15 protein-coding genes and 1 pseudogene are annotated in these 15859 nt (G+C 73.9%); 13 read left to right on the top strand and 3 right to left on the bottom strand.

Annotated features, from left to right (window positions below; all coding sequences use genetic code 11):
• Positions 1 to 24: 24 nt before the first annotated feature.
• The gene (glmS, locus tag COUCH_RS34965) at positions 25 to 1908 is read left to right on the top strand and encodes a glutamine--fructose-6-phosphate transaminase (isomerizing) (RefSeq protein WP_249609434.1); all 1884 of its coding nucleotides are present in this window, start codon (positions 25 to 27) and stop codon (positions 1906 to 1908) included.
• On the opposite strand, the gene COUCH_RS34960 is transcribed toward glmS, so the two are convergent.
• Both COUCH_RS34960 and COUCH_RS34955 read right to left on the bottom strand, forming a co-directional pair.
• Positions 1895 to 3163, bottom strand: coding sequence for an alpha/beta hydrolase (locus COUCH_RS34960; RefSeq protein ID WP_249609433.1), 1269 nt, complete (start codon positions 3161 to 3163; stop codon positions 1895 to 1897). The genes glmS and COUCH_RS34960 overlap by 14 nt on opposite strands.
• 227 nt (positions 3164 to 3390) lie before the next feature.
• A complete protein-coding gene (locus COUCH_RS34955) occupies positions 3391 to 3669 on the bottom strand; it encodes a hypothetical protein (protein WP_249609432.1) in 279 nt (92 codons plus the stop codon).
• Positions 3670 to 3827: 158 nt separating this feature from the next.
• Here COUCH_RS34955 and COUCH_RS34950 point away from each other — a divergent pair, with 158 nt between their 5' ends.
• The 12 genes and pseudogenes from COUCH_RS34950 to COUCH_RS34895 all read left to right on the top strand — a co-directional run bounded on the left by COUCH_RS34950 (position 3828) and on the right by COUCH_RS34895 (position 15634).
• Positions 3828 to 4196 carry a holo-ACP synthase gene (locus tag COUCH_RS34950; RefSeq protein ID WP_249609431.1) on the top strand — a complete coding sequence of 123 codons (369 nt, stop codon included), beginning with the start codon at positions 3828 to 3830 and terminating at the stop codon, positions 4194 to 4196.
• Between the two features lie 24 nt (positions 4197 to 4220).
• Positions 4221 to 5669 (top strand): NAD(P)H-hydrate dehydratase, encoded by a 1449-nt coding sequence (locus COUCH_RS34945; RefSeq protein WP_249609430.1) that lies wholly within the window; start codon positions 4221 to 4223, stop codon positions 5667 to 5669.
• A gap of 220 nt (positions 5670 to 5889) precedes the next feature.
• Positions 5890 to 6999: pseudogene (alr, locus tag COUCH_RS34940) on the top strand (alanine racemase); the annotation flags it as partial.
• Between the two features lie 227 nt (positions 7000 to 7226).
• Positions 7227 to 8339 (top strand): alpha/beta fold hydrolase, encoded by a 1113-nt coding sequence (locus COUCH_RS34935; RefSeq protein ID WP_249609429.1) that lies wholly within the window; start codon positions 7227 to 7229, stop codon positions 8337 to 8339.
• On the top strand, positions 8336 to 8818 hold the full coding sequence (tsaE, locus tag COUCH_RS34930; protein ID WP_249609428.1) for a tRNA (adenosine(37)-N6)-threonylcarbamoyltransferase complex ATPase subunit type 1 TsaE: 483 nt from the start codon (positions 8336 to 8338) through the stop codon (positions 8816 to 8818). The genes COUCH_RS34935 and tsaE overlap by 4 nt, the downstream gene beginning before the upstream one ends.
• A gap of 5 nt (positions 8819 to 8823) precedes the next feature.
• Complete coding sequence (gene ung, locus COUCH_RS34925; protein WP_249609427.1) at positions 8824 to 9504, top strand: uracil-DNA glycosylase; 681 nt, start codon at positions 8824 to 8826, stop codon at positions 9502 to 9504.
• A gap of 217 nt (positions 9505 to 9721) precedes the next feature.
• On the top strand, positions 9722 to 10378 hold the full coding sequence (gene tsaB / locus COUCH_RS34920) for a tRNA (adenosine(37)-N6)-threonylcarbamoyltransferase complex dimerization subunit type 1 TsaB (protein ID WP_249609426.1): 657 nt from the start codon (positions 9722 to 9724) through the stop codon (positions 10376 to 10378).
• On the top strand, positions 10378 to 10806 hold the full coding sequence (gene rimI, locus COUCH_RS34915) for a ribosomal protein S18-alanine N-acetyltransferase (RefSeq protein ID WP_249609425.1): 429 nt from the start codon (positions 10378 to 10380) through the stop codon (positions 10804 to 10806). Before tsaB ends, rimI begins: the two co-directional genes overlap by 1 nt.
• Positions 10799 to 11851 (top strand): tRNA (adenosine(37)-N6)-threonylcarbamoyltransferase complex transferase subunit TsaD, encoded by a 1053-nt coding sequence (gene tsaD, locus COUCH_RS34910; protein WP_249609424.1) that lies wholly within the window; start codon positions 10799 to 10801, stop codon positions 11849 to 11851. The genes rimI and tsaD overlap by 8 nt, the downstream gene beginning before the upstream one ends.
• Positions 11852 to 11860: 9 nt before the next feature.
• Positions 11861 to 12115 carry a hypothetical protein gene (locus COUCH_RS34905; protein ID WP_249609423.1) on the top strand — a complete coding sequence of 85 codons (255 nt, stop codon included), beginning with the start codon at positions 11861 to 11863 and terminating at the stop codon, positions 12113 to 12115.
• Positions 12116 to 12158: 43 nt separating this feature from the next.
• Positions 12159 to 13850, top strand: a complete 1692-nt coding sequence (locus COUCH_RS34900) for an ABC transporter ATP-binding protein (RefSeq protein ID WP_249609422.1) — start codon at positions 12159 to 12161, stop codon at positions 13848 to 13850.
• Positions 13847 to 15634 carry an ABC transporter ATP-binding protein gene (locus tag COUCH_RS34895; protein WP_249609421.1) on the top strand — a complete coding sequence of 596 codons (1788 nt, stop codon included), beginning with the start codon at positions 13847 to 13849 and terminating at the stop codon, positions 15632 to 15634. Before COUCH_RS34900 ends, COUCH_RS34895 begins: the two co-directional genes overlap by 4 nt.
• Here COUCH_RS34895 and COUCH_RS34890 read toward each other — a convergent pair.
• Complete coding sequence (locus tag COUCH_RS34890) at positions 15594 to 15854, bottom strand: DUF1707 SHOCT-like domain-containing protein (protein ID WP_249613907.1); 261 nt, start codon at positions 15852 to 15854, stop codon at positions 15594 to 15596. The two genes, COUCH_RS34895 and COUCH_RS34890, sit on opposite strands and share 41 nt — an antisense overlap.
• Positions 15855 to 15859: the final 5 nt, after the last annotated feature.

Below are 15859 nucleotides of genomic sequence, written 5' to 3'. Positions count from 1 at the left end.
CGGAAGTCCGCTACGCTGCCCCACATGTGTGGGATCGTGGGATACGTCGGCAATCGGCCGGCACTGCAGATCGTTCTGGACGGGCTCCGCCGATTGGAGTACCGCGGCTATGACTCCGCCGGTGTCGCGGTCATCGACGGCGCCGCCGTCCTGACGGAGAAGCGGGCGGGCAAGCTGGCCAACCTCGAGAAGGCCCTGGCGGAGCGGGTGGGCGACGGGATCGCCACCGGTCCGACCGCCATCGGGCACACCCGGTGGGCCACCCACGGCGGGCCGACCGACCGCAACGCGCACCCGCACCTGTCCGGTGACGGGCGGGTCGCCGTGATCCACAACGGCATCATCGAGAACTTCTCCCGGCTGCGCGCCGAGCTCGAGGCCACCGGGGTCGAGTTCGTCAGCGACACCGACACCGAGTGCGCGGCGCACCTGCTCGCCGCCGAGATCCGCGGGCTGCGGGAGTCCGGTGGTGCCGAGGGACCGCAGCTGCTCGCCGAGGGCATGCGCCGGGCCGTACGGCGGCTCGAGGGCGCCTTCACCCTGCTGGCGATCGACGTCGACGTCCCGGACGCCGTGGTGGCCGCCCGCCGCAACTCGCCGCTGGTCGTCGGCCGGGGCGACGGGGAGAACTTCCTCGCCAGCGACGTGTCCGCCTTCATCGAGCACACCCGCGAGGCGATCGAGCTCGGGCAGGACCAGGTCGTGCTGATCACTCCGGCCGCCATCGAGATCACCGACTTCGCCGGCGCGCCCGCCACGGGCAAGGAGTTCCACATCGACTGGGACGCCTCGGCCGCGGAGAAGGGCGGCTACGACTACTTCATGCTCAAGGAGATCGCCGAGCAGCCGCAGGCCATCGCGGACACCCTGCTCGGCCGCCTCTCCGAGCGCGGCGAGATCGTGCTCGACGAGGTACGCCTGACCGACCAGGACCTGCGCGACGTCGACAAGGTCTTCATCATCGCGTGCGGTACGGCGTACCACTCCGGGATGGTCGCCAAGTACGCCATCGAGCACTGGACCCGCATCCCGTGCGAGGTGGAGTTCGCCAGCGAGTTCCGTTACCGAGACCCGGTGCTGGACCGCTCCACACTGGTGATCGCGATCAGCCAGTCCGGCGAGACCATGGACACGCTGATGGCCCTGCGGCACGCCAAGGAGCAGAAGGCGCGCGTGCTCGCCATCTGCAACACCAACGGCTCGACGATCCCGCGCGAGTCCGACGCCGTGCTCTACACCCACGGCGGGCCGGAGATCGCGGTGGCCTCCACCAAGGCGTTCCTCACCCAGCTGGTCGCCTGCTATCTGATCGGCCTGCACCTCGCGCAGATCCGCGGCGTCATGTACGCCGACGAGGTCGCCGCCGTGGTGTCCCGCCTCCAGCGCACCCCCGACAACCTGCGGACGCTGCTCAACCAGATGGAGGACGTGCGCGCGCTCGCCCGGGACCTCAAGACGGCGTCGACCGTCCTGTTCATCGGCCGCCACGTCGGCTTCCCGGTGGCGCTCGAGGGCGCGTTGAAGCTCAAGGAGCTCGCGTACATGCACGCCGAGGGCTTCGCGGCCGGCGAGCTGAAGCACGGCCCGATCGCGCTCATCGACGAGGGCACGCCGGTCGTGTGCGTCGTACCGTCGCCGGCCGGCCGTGGCGTGCTGCGCGACAAGGTCGTCTCGAACATCCAGGAGGTCCGTGCGCGGGGCGCCCGCACGATCGTCATCGCCGAGGAGGGCGACGACGCCGTGGCCGCGTACGCCGATCACCTGATTCCCGTGCCGCGTACGCCCACCCTGCTGGCGCCGCTGATGACGACCGTGCCGCTGCAGATCCTGGCGTGCGAGATCGCGGCGGCCCGGGGCCACGACGTCGACCAGCCGCGCAACCTGGCCAAGTCCGTCACCGTGGAGTGACATCGCCCCGCCCCAACGCGATGCCGGCGAGCGCGTCGAGCGCCGGTCCGCCCTCGTCCCAGTAGCCGAGGTGGCCGCCGCCGGGCTGGCTGACGAAGCGGCGGGCCCCGAACGACGGGTCCGCCGGGTTGGTGCCGAAGTACAGGTCGTTCTCCGGCCGGCCGAAGGCGAGCAACGCCCCGGCCGGCCGGGCTTGACTGGCGACGAGGTCCTCCGCCACGCTCCTCGGCGACACGGCCGCGTACTGGATGACGTCGGAGCGCGAGGTGGACGCCCACACCTCGCCGGGCGGAGCGTGCAGGTCCTTCGCGGAATCCACCCCGACGCCCGGAGAGCCGACGAAGACGAGGCTGTCGGCGTCGAAGCCGGGCACCGCCGCGGCGGTGCCGACCACGAGCGATCCGTAACTGTGCCCGACGACGGTCTGCCGGGCCGGCGGCCCCTCGTGGCTGGCGCGCAGGCCGGCCTGGAACCGTCGCAGCGCCGGAGCGCCCGCGTTCGCGGAGGACCGGCCGGCCGCCTCGCCGAGGAAGTCCGGCGCGTCGTAGCCGAGCCACATGATCGCGCTGGTCGACCGCTCGGGTGCGAGCTCGGCCGCCCGGACCGCGATCCGCTCGGCGCGGGCCAGCTCGCCGCCGTACGAGGCGAGGTCGGCGGTCATGCCCGGCACCTGCGTGACGATGCCGGTGGCCCGGTCCGGGTCGCCGAGCGCGACCACCGCCCGCCCGTCGCCCGCCGGATCCACCTCGAGCAGGTACGCCCGCGTGCCGTCCCCGTTCTCGAGCCGGTCGGGCAGCGAGCCCTCGAGGGGCAGGCCGTCGATCACCAGGCGGTTGGCACGGTCACGGGCGGCGGCCGGTACGCCGTCCAGCGAGCCGACCCAGCCGGGCCGCGTGGCGCACATCCACTCCCGCTGTGCCGGGGACAGGGCCGCCCACCAACGGGCCACCTCGGCGGGACCGGCGGTGCACGCGGGCGGATCGCCGCCCGGTGGGCCCGCGGCCGCCTCGAACAGCCCGTCGAGGATCCGGACCGTTGCCTGGTCCGCCCCGGTCGCGGCCGCGACGTCGCCGCCCGGCTTCGCCCGGGTGATCGCGGCGGCGAACTCGCTGAGGGCCTGGTCGGCGGCCCAGCAGCCGAGCCGGAACAGGTCGAGCCGGCGCAGCAGCCCGCCGATCCGGGCGGCGAGGGCGTCGGCGGCGGCCCCCTTCCAGGCGGCGCGCAGGCCGGCCGCGCACGTGCGCAGCTCCGCCACCCAGCGACCCGCCGTCGCCGCCCAGGCCCGCCAGTCGCCGGCCGCATCCCGCCACCCACCGGGATCGGTCGCAGCGAGCGCAGCAGCGGCCGGCCCCCGATCGGTGGCCGCGAGCGCCGCAGCGGCCGGCCCGCGGCCGGTCGCCGGGAGCGCTGCCGAATCCGGCCCGCGGCCGGTGCGGATGGGCCCTGCCGGTGCTGGGCCGCGGTCGGTTGCCCCGAGCGCCGTCACTTGATCCGCCGGAGCCGGGCAGCGGCGCGATCGTCCGTGGTCTCGTAGTCGTCGACGGTCGTGACGACCGCTCGGCCCGTGGCGATGATGTCGTCGGTCAGCGCCATCAGGACGCGGCGCGCCGCTGCGGCTGCGGCCGTACCCGCATCGGTGCTGGACCAGTGCGGGCCCGGGACCGGCGGCATCGGGCCGGCATGCAGGCGGCCGCCCGCGTTCTGCAGCGCCGCGGCCCAGCGGCGCACGGCCTCGGCGTCGATCTCGAGCTCAGGCGTCATGGGCAACCTCCGGAAGGTGAAGGACTCGGGGCGACGACGTTAGGCAGATCCGGCGGCCCGCGGGGCCGGCCTGTGGATGACGGGCCGGCCTGTGGACAAGGGGCCGGCCTGTGGATGACGCCGGGCTGTGGACAACGGGTTTCGCTAGGGTTGGGCGTGTGATCGTCTCTGTCGGGATCGACGTGGTGCTGGTCGATCGGTTCGCCCGTGCGCTGGACCGGACGCCGCTGCTGGGCGACCGGCTCTTCACCGACGGGGAACGGATGACGGCGTCCGGGAACCCGCGGTCGGCGGAGTCGCTGGCGGCCCGGTTCGCGGCGAAGGAGGCGGTCGCCAAGGCCCTCGGCGCGCCCGCCGGGCTGCGGTGGCACGACTGCGAGATCGTCTCGGATCCGGACGGGCGGCCCTGGCTGACCGTCTCGGGTACGGTCGCCGCGGTGGCCGCCGAACGCGGCATCCACCGGTGGCACCTGTCGCTGTCCCACGACGGCGGCATCGCCTCGGCCATGGTCGTCGCCGAGGGCTGAAACCACGCGAGGGCGGGAGTGCGGATGCGGCAGGCATGGCGGGTTGGCGACGTACGGTCGGCCGAGAAGGCGCTGATGGCGACCCTGGCGGACGGCACCCTGATGCAGCGCGCCGCGGCCGGTCTGGCCCGTCGGTGTGCGCTGCTGCTGCAGGAGACCGGCGGTGTGTACGGCGCGACGGTCGTCCTGCTGGTCGGCAGCGGCGACAACGGTGGCGACGCGCTCTACGCGGGGGCGCGCCTGGCCGCGCGCGGGGCGGGAGTGCAGGCGATCCTGATGCAACCCGAGCACGTGCACGCGGCAGGTCTCGACGCACTGCGGCGGGCCGGCGGGCGTACGGTCGTCGACCTGCCCGCCCGCGCCGACCTGGTGGTCGACGGCATCGTGGGCATCGGGGCGAGCGGCGGGTTGCGGCCCGCGGCGGCTGCGCTGGCCGGCGCGCTGCCGCAGCTGCGCAACCGTGCGGGCGCGCGGAGCCCGGTCGTGGCCGTGGACGTGCCCAGCGGCGTCGCGGTCGACACCGGCGACGTGCCCGGCGACGCGGTGCACGCCGATGTCACGGTCACCTTCGGGTGTCTCAAGCCGGCGCACGTGCTGGGTCCCGCCGCGGCCCTGACGGGCCACGTCGACCTGGTGGACATCGGCCTGGGTGCGACGCTGCAGCCTTCTCCGGCGGTACGCGTGCCCGACGCGGCCGACATCGCCTCGTGGTGGCCGCGCCCGGACGCCGCCTCCGACAAGTACACGCGGGGTGTGGTCGGGGTGGCCACGGGCTCGGCCACGTACCCGGGCGCCGCGCTGCTGTCGGTCTCCGGGGCGCTCGCCGGGCCTACCGGCATGGTCCGCTACGCGGGCACCGCCGATCAGGAGGTCGTCCGCCAGCACCCGTCGGTGGTCGCGGTCAAGCGTGTGGCCGACGCCGGGCGGGTGCAGGCGTGGGTGTGCGGGTCCGGGCTCGGGACCAGCGACGACGCCCGTACGGAACTGCGCAGCGTCCTCGCCACCTCGCTGCCCGTCCTGCTGGACGCCGACGCGCTGACCCTGCTCGTCGACGGGCAGCACGCCGCCGACCTGCGCCGCGACGCGCCCCTGGTGATCACGCCGCACGACCGCGAGTTCGCCCGGCTCGCGGGTGAGGCGCCCGGCGCCGACCGGGCCGGGGCCGCCTGCCGCCTGGCCGCCTGGATCAACGCGGTGGTGCTGCTCAAGGGCGACCGGACCATCGTGGCGACGCCGGGCGGCGAGGTGTGGGCCAACCCGACCGGGAGCGCCCACCTCGCGACCGCCGGTTCCGGGGACGTGCTGGCCGGACTGCTGGGTTCGTTGCTCGCCGCGGGGCTGCCGGCGGAACGGGCGGCGGTGGCTGCCGCGTACGCGCATGGTCTCGCCGGACGCCGCGCCGGTCTCGACGGTCCGGTGACGTCGACGGACGTCGCCGCGGCATTGCGACCCGTCCTCGCCGACCTGCTGTGACGCCGGCCTTGACGAAGGTGCCGCTGTGATGCCGCGCCTGACGACGGTGCTGCTGTGATGCCGCGCCTGACGACGGTGCTGCCGTGACGACGCGCCTGACGACGGTGCCGGGCCTCGTCGAAGGCGGCTGTTGTGACGCTGATCCCGACGAAGGCGGTCAGGACGCCGCGGCGCTGCTGTGGCGGCGGTTCTGTCGGAGGCGGTCAGTAGGCTGAGGGGCATGTGGCAGGCCGAGGTCCGGATCGATCTGGACGCGATCCGGGACAACGTGGCGGCGCTGCGCGCCGGCACGACCGCCGAGGTCATGGCGGTCGTCAAGGCGGACGGGTACGGGCACGGCATGCTGCCGGCGGCCCGCGCCGCGCTCGCCGGTGGTGCGACGTGGCTCGGGGTGGCCACCCTCGACGAGGCCCTGACGCTGCGCCGGGCCGGGCTGACCGTGCCGGTGCTGGCCTGGCTGAACGCCCCCGGGATGCCGCTGCACGAGGGCGTCGGCGCCGGCGTGGACCTCAACGCGGGCAGCCTCGGTCAGCTCGGCGAGCTGGTCACCGCCGCCCGCCGTGCCCAGCGACCGGTGCGCGCGCACCTCAAGCTCGACACCGGGCTGGCCCGCGGCGGCGCCACCCCGGCCGACTGGCCGGCGCTGCTCGAGGCCGCCGCCAAGGTCCAGGCCGGCGGCGAGCTCGAGGTGGTCGGCATCTGGAGCCACTTCGTGTACGCGGACGCACCCGGCCACGAGACGATCGACCATCAGCTCGCGGTCTTCGCCGAAGGGCTGGCCACCGCGGAGCGTTACGGCATCGAGCCGCGCTACCGGCACATCGCCAACTCGGCGGCCACCCTCACCCGGCCCGACGCCCACTACGACCTCGTACGTCCCGGCGTGGCCATCTACGGCCTGTCCCCGCTGCCCGGCCCGCCGCCGGCCGGACTGCGCCCGGCGATGACCGCCCGCGCCCGGATCACCCAGACCAAGCGCGTCCCGGCCGGCCAGGGCGTCTCGTACGGGCACGCGTACCACACGTCGCGCGAGACGACGCTGGCGCTGGTGCCGCTCGGCTACGGCGACGGGGTGCCGCGGCACGCGTCCAACGTCGGGCCGGTGCTGCTCGGTGACGCCGTGCGGACGATCGCCGGCCGGGTCTGCATGGACCAGTTCGTGCTGGACTGCGGCGACGACCCGGTGGCGGCCGGCGACGTGGCGACGCTCTTCGGCCCGGGCGACCACGGCGAGCCGACGGCGACGGACTGGGCCGACGCGATCGGGACGATCAACTACGAGATCGTGACGCGGTTCGGGGGGTCGCGGATCCCCCGGGCCTACGACGGTGCGGGTGCGGGTCTCGAGGAAATCGACGGTGCCGGTAAGGGCTTCGGAGGGACCGGCGGTGCCGGTGCGGGCTTCGGAGGGACCGGCGATGCCGGTGCGGGCTCCGGGGAAGCCGGCGGTGCCGGTCCGGGCCTCTCGGGAACTCGCGGTGCCGGTGCCGGTGCGGGCTCCGGGAGGACCGTCCCCGACCGGTCCGGGCAGGTCTGATGGAACGCCGGGGAGGGCGGATGAGTCACGGTAAGGCGCACGGCCGGTCGTCGTCGCGGGCGGTCCGGCCGGGGCCGAACCGGCGGGCCAAGCAGGTCGGCATCGCCGGTGCTGTCATCGGTGTCGCCGCTGCCGGGCTCGCCACCGCGTTCGCCGTCGAGCGGGCGCTGGTGCGCCGGTCCCAGACCGCGCCCGGCGACCCGTACGCCGAGGAGAGCTTCGGCGATCAGCCGTACGACACCGAGCTCACCGTGACCGCCGCCGACGGCACCGACCTGCACGTCGAGATCGTGGAGCCGGAGCGGCCCGGCAAGCCGACGGTCGTCTTCGTGCACGGGTTCGCGCTGGACATGGGCACGTTCTACTTCCAGCGGCAGGCGCTGACCCGGCTGGGCGAATACCGGCTCGTCTTCTACGACCAGCCCGGCCACGGGCGGTCCGGGCGTCTCGAGTCCGGCGACTACGACCTGGCCGCACTCGGCAAGTCGCTCGCCGCCGTGCTGGACGAAACCGTGCCCGACGGCGAGATCATCCTGGTCGGGCACTCGATGGGCGGCATGACCATCATGGCGTTCGCCGAGCAGTATCCGGAGTGGTTCGGCAACCGGGTCACCGGCGTCGTGCTCATGTCGACCTCCGCCGGCCTGGTCGACAAGACGAGGATCGGCGTGCAGTCGCTGGTCGCCCGGGCCAGCGCGCCGTTCTTCCCGCTGTGGGGCGGCGCCGCCCGGATCGGCGGCACCGCGATCGACCGGGCCCGGGTCGCCTCGTCGGACCTCGCCTGGCTGCTCACCCGCCGGTACGGCTTCGGCGACGCCCGGCCCAGCCCGTCGTTGGTCACGTTCGTGGAGCACATGAACTCCCGGACGTCCGTCGAGACGCTCACCCGCTATCTGCGCACGCTGTACACGCACAACCGCTTCCCGGCGCTGTCCGCGCTGCGGGGCGTGCCGGTGCTGGTGGTGGTCGGCACGAAGGACTACCTCACGCCGGTGACCCACTCGGAGGAGATCCTCCGCCACCTCCCGGAGGCCGAGCTGTTGAAGGTGGAGAACACCGGGCACGTGGTGATGCTGGAGAAGGCCGACGAGGTGAACGAGGCTCTGATCGCTTTCCTGAAGAAGGTCTCGTGACCACCACCGGGATCCGGCTCGCCACCGTGGACGACACGCGCGACTTCGGACGGCGCCTCGCCGGCCTGCTGCACGCCGGCGACCTGCTGCTGCTCACCGGCCCGCTCGGCGCCGGCAAGACCGCGCTGGTGCAGGGCATCGGCGCCGGGCTGGGAGTGCTGGGCGACATCACCTCGCCGACGTTCGTCATCGCCCGGGTGCACCGTCCGGACCCGGCGCGGGGCGGCTCTTTGCCGCTGGTGCACGCGGACGCGTACCGGCTGGGGGACGCCGCCGACCCGCGCGCCGAGATCGACGACCTGGACCTGGACGCGTCCGCCGAGGAGGCGGTCACCGTCGTCGAGTGGGGTGCCGGGCTGGTCGAGCAGCTGAACGACGAGTACCTGGCGGTGCGCATCGACCGCCTCGACGACGACACCCGTGTGCTGGACCTGCTGCCGTACGGCGGCGACTGGGCCGACCGCCTCGAGAAACTGTGACGCCTGTGAACCTGCTTGAGCTGCTTCCGCCCGCCTGGCGCGCCGAGCTCACCCCGCTTCTCGACCCGGCTGCCACGGAGGCGCTGGGTTCGTTCGTGGCGGACGAGTACGCCCGGCACACCGTGTACCCGCCGGTCGAGGACCTGTTCGCGGCGTACCGGCTGTGCCCGCCGGAACGGACCCGGGTGCTGTTGCTGGGGCAGGACCCGTACCACGGGCCGGGGCAGGCGCACGGGCTCAGCTTCAGCGTCCGCGACGGCGTGCGGGTGCCTCCGTCGCTGCGCAACGTCTACAAGGAGCTGGCGGCGGACGTCGGCGTGGCACCGCCGGCGAGCGGCGACCTGACCGGGTGGGCACGGCAGGGCGTGCTGCTGCTCAACGCGGTGCTGACCGTACGCGCGGGAGCTGCCGGGTCGCACAAGAACAGGGGGTGGGAGGTCTTCACCGACGCCACGATCCGGGCGCTGAACGCGCGCGCCGAGCGGGTGATCTTCCTGCTCTGGGGCTCGTACGCCCGCAAGAAGGCCGCCCTGGTGACCAACCCGGCGCACGTGGTGATCGAATCGGGTCATCCGAGCCCGCTCAACGGCGGCAAGGACTTCCTCGGCGCCCGGATGTTCAGCGCCACCAACAAGGCCCTGGCCGACGCCGGCCGCCCCGTCGTCGACTGGGACCCGCGCGCCTGACCGGGCCGCGGACGGGCGAAAGGCCGGCAGCGGGCGGCGGCCGCCCCGTCGTCGACGGGGACCCACGCGCCTGACCGGGCCGCGGACGGGCGAAAGGCCGGCAGCCGGCGGAGGCACCCGCCGGTGACCCGGCGCAGGTGGACCGGGTCGCCGTCGGAGCCGCTGCCGGGCGGGACGGGTCCGCAGCGTCCCACGCAGCGGCGGCTAGTGTTTGGAGGTGCTCGTTCTCGCTCTCGATACCGCCACCCCCGCGGTCACCGCCGCGCTGGCCGAGGTCACCGACGGCGGTCTCAAGGGGCTCGGGGAGCGGCGGACCGTCGACCCGCGGGCGCACGGGGAGCTGCTCGCCCCGCAGATCCGTCGGGTCCTCGGCGACGCCGGGGTGCAGCCGGGCGAACTCGGCGCGATCGTGGCCGGGACCGGGCCCGGGCCGTTCACCGGGCTGCGGGTGGGGCTGGCCACCGCGGCGAGCATGGGGCAGGCGCTCGGCATTCCCGCGTACGGGATCTGTTCGCTGGATGCGATCGGCCGGGCCGCAGGTCCCGGGCGGGTGCTGGTGGCGACCGACGCCCGGCGCCGGGAGGTGTACTTCGCGACCTATCTGGACGGTGCGCGGGTGACCGGGCCCGACGTGGCGAAGCCCACCGACGTGCAGGTCGACGCCGACCGGGCCGTGGGCGAGGGCGCGGTCAAGTATTCCGAGGTTTTCGCCGTCCCGATCGACGACCGGGTGCTGTATCCCTCCGGTGAGGCGCTGATCGCGCTGGCTCTCGACAGGATCCGGTCGGGTGCGCCGGGGGATCCGCTCACCCCGCTGTATCTGCGGCGGCCCGACGCGGTCGCCGCCGCGCAGCGGAAGCCCGTGCTGCCCTGATGGAGATCGTGCGGTTCCGGTGGTGGCACATCGCCGAGGTGCTGCCCGTCGAGGACGACCTGTTCGGCGCGGAGAAGTGGTCGGCGGCCATGTTCTGGAACGAGCTGGCCCAGCGGCATTTCTACGTGGTCGCCGAGGAGGACGGCGAGGTGCTCGGCTACGCGGGCCTCTCCGTGACCGACGACACCGAGTCGTGGGTGCAGAACATCGCGGTGCGCCGGGACGCGCAGAAGCGGGGGATCGGGCGCCGGCTGCTGGAGACGCTGCTCGAGCGGGCCGCCGGCCGGAAGGTGCTGCTGGAGGTGGCGGTGGACAACGCGCCGGCCCAGCACCTGTACGCGACGTACGATTTCGAGCCCGTCGGGATCCGGCGCGGCTACTACCAGCCCAGCAACACGGATGCCTTGGTGATGATGCGCGATGCCTGACGAGCCTCTGGTCCTCGGGATCGAGACCTCCTGCGACGAGACCGGCGTCGGCATCGTGCGCGGGCACACGCTGCTGGCCGACGCGCTCGCCTCCAGCGTCGACCAGCATGCGCGGTTCGGCGGGGTCGTGCCGGAGGTCGCCAGCCGCGCCCATCTGGAGGCGATCGTCCCGATCATGCAGCGGGCGCTCGACGAGGCGGGCGTCACGCTCGCCGACGTCGACGCGATCGCCGTGACGGCCGGGCCGGGTCTTGCGGGCGCGCTGCTGGTCGGGGTCGCCGCGGCCAAGGGGTACGCGCTGGCAGCCGACAAGCCGATCTACGGGGTGAACCATCTCGCGGCGCACGTCGCGGTGGACACCCTGGAGCACGGACCGCTGCCGGAGCCCGCCGTGGCGATGCTGGTGTCGGGCGGGCACTCGTCGTTGCTGCTGGTCGACGACCTGACAGCCGGCGTGACACCGCTCGGCGCGACGATCGACGACGCGGCCGGCGAGGCGTTCGACAAGGTGGCGCGCCTGCTCGGCATGGGCTTCCCCGGCGGGCCGGTGATCGACCGTACGGCGCGCGACGGCGACCCGGGCGCGATCGCGTTCCCCCGCGGCCTCACCGCCCCGAAGGACCTCCAGCGCCATCGCTTCGACTTCTCGTTCTCCGGGCTGAAGACCGCCGTGGCGCGCTGGGTCGAGGCCCGCGAGCGCAGCGGCGAGCCGGTGCCGGTGGCCGACGTCGCCGCTGGATTCCAGGAGGCCGTCTGCGACGTGCTGACCGCCAAGGCGCTGGACGCGTGCCGCGAGCACGGCGTCGAGACGCTGATCATCGGCGGTGGGGTGGCCGCCAACTCGCGGCTGCGGGTCCTGGCCGAGGAGCGTGCCGCCAAGCTGGGGATCCGGGTCCGCGTACCGCGCCCGCAGCTGTGCACCGACAACGGCGCGATGGTGGCGGCGCTGGGCTCGCACCTGGTCGCGGCCGGCGTGGCACCGAGCCGGCTGGACCTGCCGGCGGATTCCGCGATGTCATTGACCTCGGTCGCTGTGACGGGGTAGGAAGCTCGCATGATCGCACGGATGTGGGAGGTACGCGCCTCGCGCGGCGGCTTCGACGAGCTGCTCAGCTGGGTCTGCGACCGCGAACTGCCCAAGCTGGAGGTGCTGCCCTCCCACGTGTCCAGCGAGGTCTTCTCCTCCACCGACCAGCGCATCGTGGTCATCTCGAAGTGGCGGAACACCCCCGGTGAGCTGCCCGCTCCGCCGGAACACCTGGTTGCCCGTTCGCCACACGTGTGGGATTTCACTCCGGTCGATAGATAACACTCTGGATCGTGACGGCAGCGTTACGTAACGTCGAGGGGCGATGCGTGAACTGCCCCCACCCGATCCGGGCTCCCCCGACGACCGGTCCGCCACCCGCTATCTGGGGTGGCTCGTCCGGCAGGCGTGGGTATCCGTCAGCGCCGCCATCTTCTTCGCCGTCGTGTGGATGGTCTGCCAGGCTTTCACCCCCGCGGTGATCGGCAAGGCCATCGACGCCGGCCTGGCCCACCGCGACGGCGGTGAGCTGCTGATCTGGAGCATGGTCCTGTTCGCCGTGGGCCTCGTGCAGGCCGGCGCCGGCCTGCTGCGCCACCGCCGGGCCGTCTACAACTGGCTGTCGGCGGCCTACCGTACGGTGCAGGTCGCCGTCCGGCAGGCGGGGTGGCTCGGGGTGGCGCTGCCGCGGCGGCTCGACGCGGGCGAGGTCGTCGCCATCGGTACGGCCGACATCACGCACATCGGCAACGCCGTCGACATCCTCGCGCGAGGGGTCGGCTCGGTCGTCGCCGTCATCACCGTCACCACGATCCTGCTGGTCACGTCGGTGCCGCTGGGCCTGGTCGTGGTGCTGGGCATCCCGCTGCTGATGGCCGTGGTCAGCGTGCTCATCCGGCCGCTGCACCACCGGCAGCAGGCGTACCGGGAGCAGCAGGGGCGGCTCACCGGCCGGGCCACGGACATGGTCGGCGGCCTGCGGGTGCTGCGGGGCGTCGGCGGCGAGCCGGTGATGTCCCAGCGGTACCGCGCCGAGTCACAGACGCTGCGTGCCGCGGGGGTGCGCGTCGCCCGGGTGGAGGCGCTGCTCAATGCGGCCCAGGTGCTGCTGCCGGGGACGTTCCTGGTGCTGGTCACGTGGCTCGGCGCGCGGTTCGCGATCTCCGGGAAGATCACGGTCGGGCAGCTCGTCTCGTTCTACGGGTACGCGGCGTTCCTCGTCTCGCCGCTGCGCCAGCTCACGGAGACGATCGACAAGCTGATCCGCGGGCACGTCTCCAGCCGCCGGGTCGTGTCGATGCTGCGGGTGCGTACGGATCTCCCGGGTCCCGCCCGGCCCGTACCGATGCCCGAGCGCGGGGAGCTGGTCGACCCGGTGTCCGGCGTGGTGGTGCGGCCGGGGCTGGTCACGGCCATCGCCGCCGCGGTGCCCGCCGATGCCGTGACCATCGCGGACCGGCTCGGCCGCTACACCGCCTCGGGCGCCGGGACGACGCTGGGCGGCGTACCGCTGAAGGACCTGGACCCGGCGGCCGTGCGGGAGCGGATCGTCGTGGCCGACAACGACGCCCGGCTGTTCTCCGGGCCGCTGCGCGCCGACCTGGACCCGGAGGCGACCGGCAGGGTCGCGGTGTCATTGGAGGCCGCGTCGGCGGCCGACGTCGTCGAGGCGCTGCCGGACGGCCTGGACAGTGAGGTCGCCGAGCGCGGCCGCAGCTTCTCCGGCGGCCAGCAGCAGCGGCTCCGGCTGGTCCGCGCGCTCGTCGCGGACCCGGAGATCCTCGTGCTGGTCGAGCCGACCAGCGCGGTCGACGCGCACACCGAGGCCCGCATCGCCGACCGGCTCGCGACGGCCCGCGCCGGTCGCACCACCGTCGTCTGCTCCACCAGCCCGCTGGTGCTGGACCGCGCCGACCACGTCGTCTACGTCGAGGACGGGACGGTGGTCGCCGAGGGAACCCATCGCGAGCTGCTGGACAGCAGCTTCGCCTACGCGAGGACGGTGCTGCGCGAGTGAGCAACGCGCTCCCGGTGGCGGACGACCGCCAGGTGCGCCGGTACGCCCGCGATCTGTTCCGCCGGCATCCGCGCGCCCTGCTGACCGCCGTCGTCCTGCATGCGGTCGCCGCGATCGCGGGCCTGGTCGGCCCGCGGCTGCTCGGCGAGCTGGTCGAATCGATTCAGCACGGCGCGGGCGTGGGTACGGTCGACCGCATCGCGCTCACCATCGCCGTCTTCGTCGTCACGCAGGCGGTGCTGGTGCGGTTCGCGTACCTGGCGTCGGCGCGGCTCGGCGAGCGGGTGCTGGCCGAGTTGCGGGAGGAGTTCGTCGACCGGGTCCTGACGATCCCGCTCTCCACCGTGGAGAAGGCGGGCACCGGTGACCTGCTGACCCGTACGTCGCGGGACGTCGACGCGCTGTCGAGGTGCCTGCGCTTCGCGGTGCCCGAGACGCTGATCGCGCTGATCACGGCTTGCCTCGCGGTGAGCGCTCTCATCCTGGTCAGCCCGCTGCTCGCGCTGCCGCTGCTGGTCGCCGTGCCGGTGCTGACCTGGTCCACGCGGTGGTACCTGCGCCGGGCGTCCGCCGGCTATCTGCGGCAGAACGCCGCGTACTCACAGGTCACCGACGGTCTCGCGGAAACCGTCGAGGGGGCGCGCACGGTGGATGCGCTGCGCCGGCAGCGGCAGCGGATCGGGCGTACGGACGACGACCTGCGCAACTCCTGGGCCGCCGAGCGGTACACGCTGTACCTGCGGACGGTCTGGATGCCGTCGATCGAGGTCGGCTACGTGCTGCCCGTGGTCGGCACGCTGCTGCTGGGTGGCTGGTTCTACCTGCAGGGCTGGGTCGGGCTCGGCCAGGTCACCACCGCCGTGCTGTACGCGCAGATGCTCGTCGACCCGATCGACCGGTTCCTCGGCTGGCTCGACGAGCTGCAGGTGGGCGCCGCGTCGCTGGCCCGGCTGCTCGGCGTCTCGTTCAGAACGGCGGCCCCCACGGCGCAGACCCCGGACGGCGCGGAGATCGTCGCCCGGGACGTGCGGTTCTCGTACGTGCCGGGGCGCGAGGTGCTGCACGGCATCTCGCTGACCATCGCGCCGGGGGAGCGGCTGGCGATCGTGGGGCCGTCCGGCGCCGGCAAGTCCACGCTGGGCCGGCTGCTGGCCGGGGTGCACGCGCCCGGCCGCGGGTCCATCACCGTCGGCGGGGTCGCGCTGGCCGGGCTGCCGCTGGACCGGCTGCGCTCCGAGGTCGCGCTGGTCAGCCAGGAACACCACGTCTTCATCGGTACGCTGCGCGACAACATCGCCATGGTCCGGCCGGGCTCCTCGGCGGCCGACGTCCGGCAGGCGCTGGCCGCCGTGCACGCCCTGAAGTGGGCGGACCAATTGCCCGACGGACTGGACACGGTGGTCGGCGCGGGCGGGGTGAGCCTGTCCGCCGCGCAGGCGCAGCAGGTGGCGCTGGCCCGGCTGGTGCTGGCCGACCCGCACACGCTGGTGCTCGACGAGGCGACGGCGATGCTGGACCCGCGGGCCGCCCGGGACCTGGAGCAGTCGCTGGCGGCGGTGCTGAAGGGGCGTACGGTCATCGCGATCGCGCACCGGCTGTTCTCCGCCCACGACGCCGACCGGGTGGCGGTGGTGGAGGACGGGCGGATCACCGAGCTGGGATCGCACGACGAGCTGGTCGCGGCAGGTGGCTCGTACGCGGCCCTGTGGGCGTCGTGGCACGGCACGCCGCCGGTCGGTACGACTAGCGCAGCGCCAGGAACGCGCCCAGCAGAGCCAGCGTGACGATGGCGACGGCCAGCAGGAGCAGGAACTCGCGCCGCTGCCGCTCCTCCGCCTGCTCGGCGGGCAGGTCGCTGACCACGGCGGCGAGCTCGTCCAGCGTGCGGGCGTCGGCCACCACGCCGACCCGCTGGGCGAACTCGTCCAGCGTCAGCCGTCCGGCGCCGGTGTGCCGTTCGAGCGCGGCCACGATCCGCTGCCGATCCTCGTCGGAAGCGCGCATGCTCA

Source organism: Couchioplanes caeruleus (assembly GCF_023499255.1).
Lineage (GTDB): Bacteria > Actinomycetota > Actinomycetes > Mycobacteriales > Micromonosporaceae > Actinoplanes > Actinoplanes caeruleus_A.
Note: the sequence above shows the minus strand (reverse complement) of the source record. Positions and strands in the feature narration are given on the sequence as shown.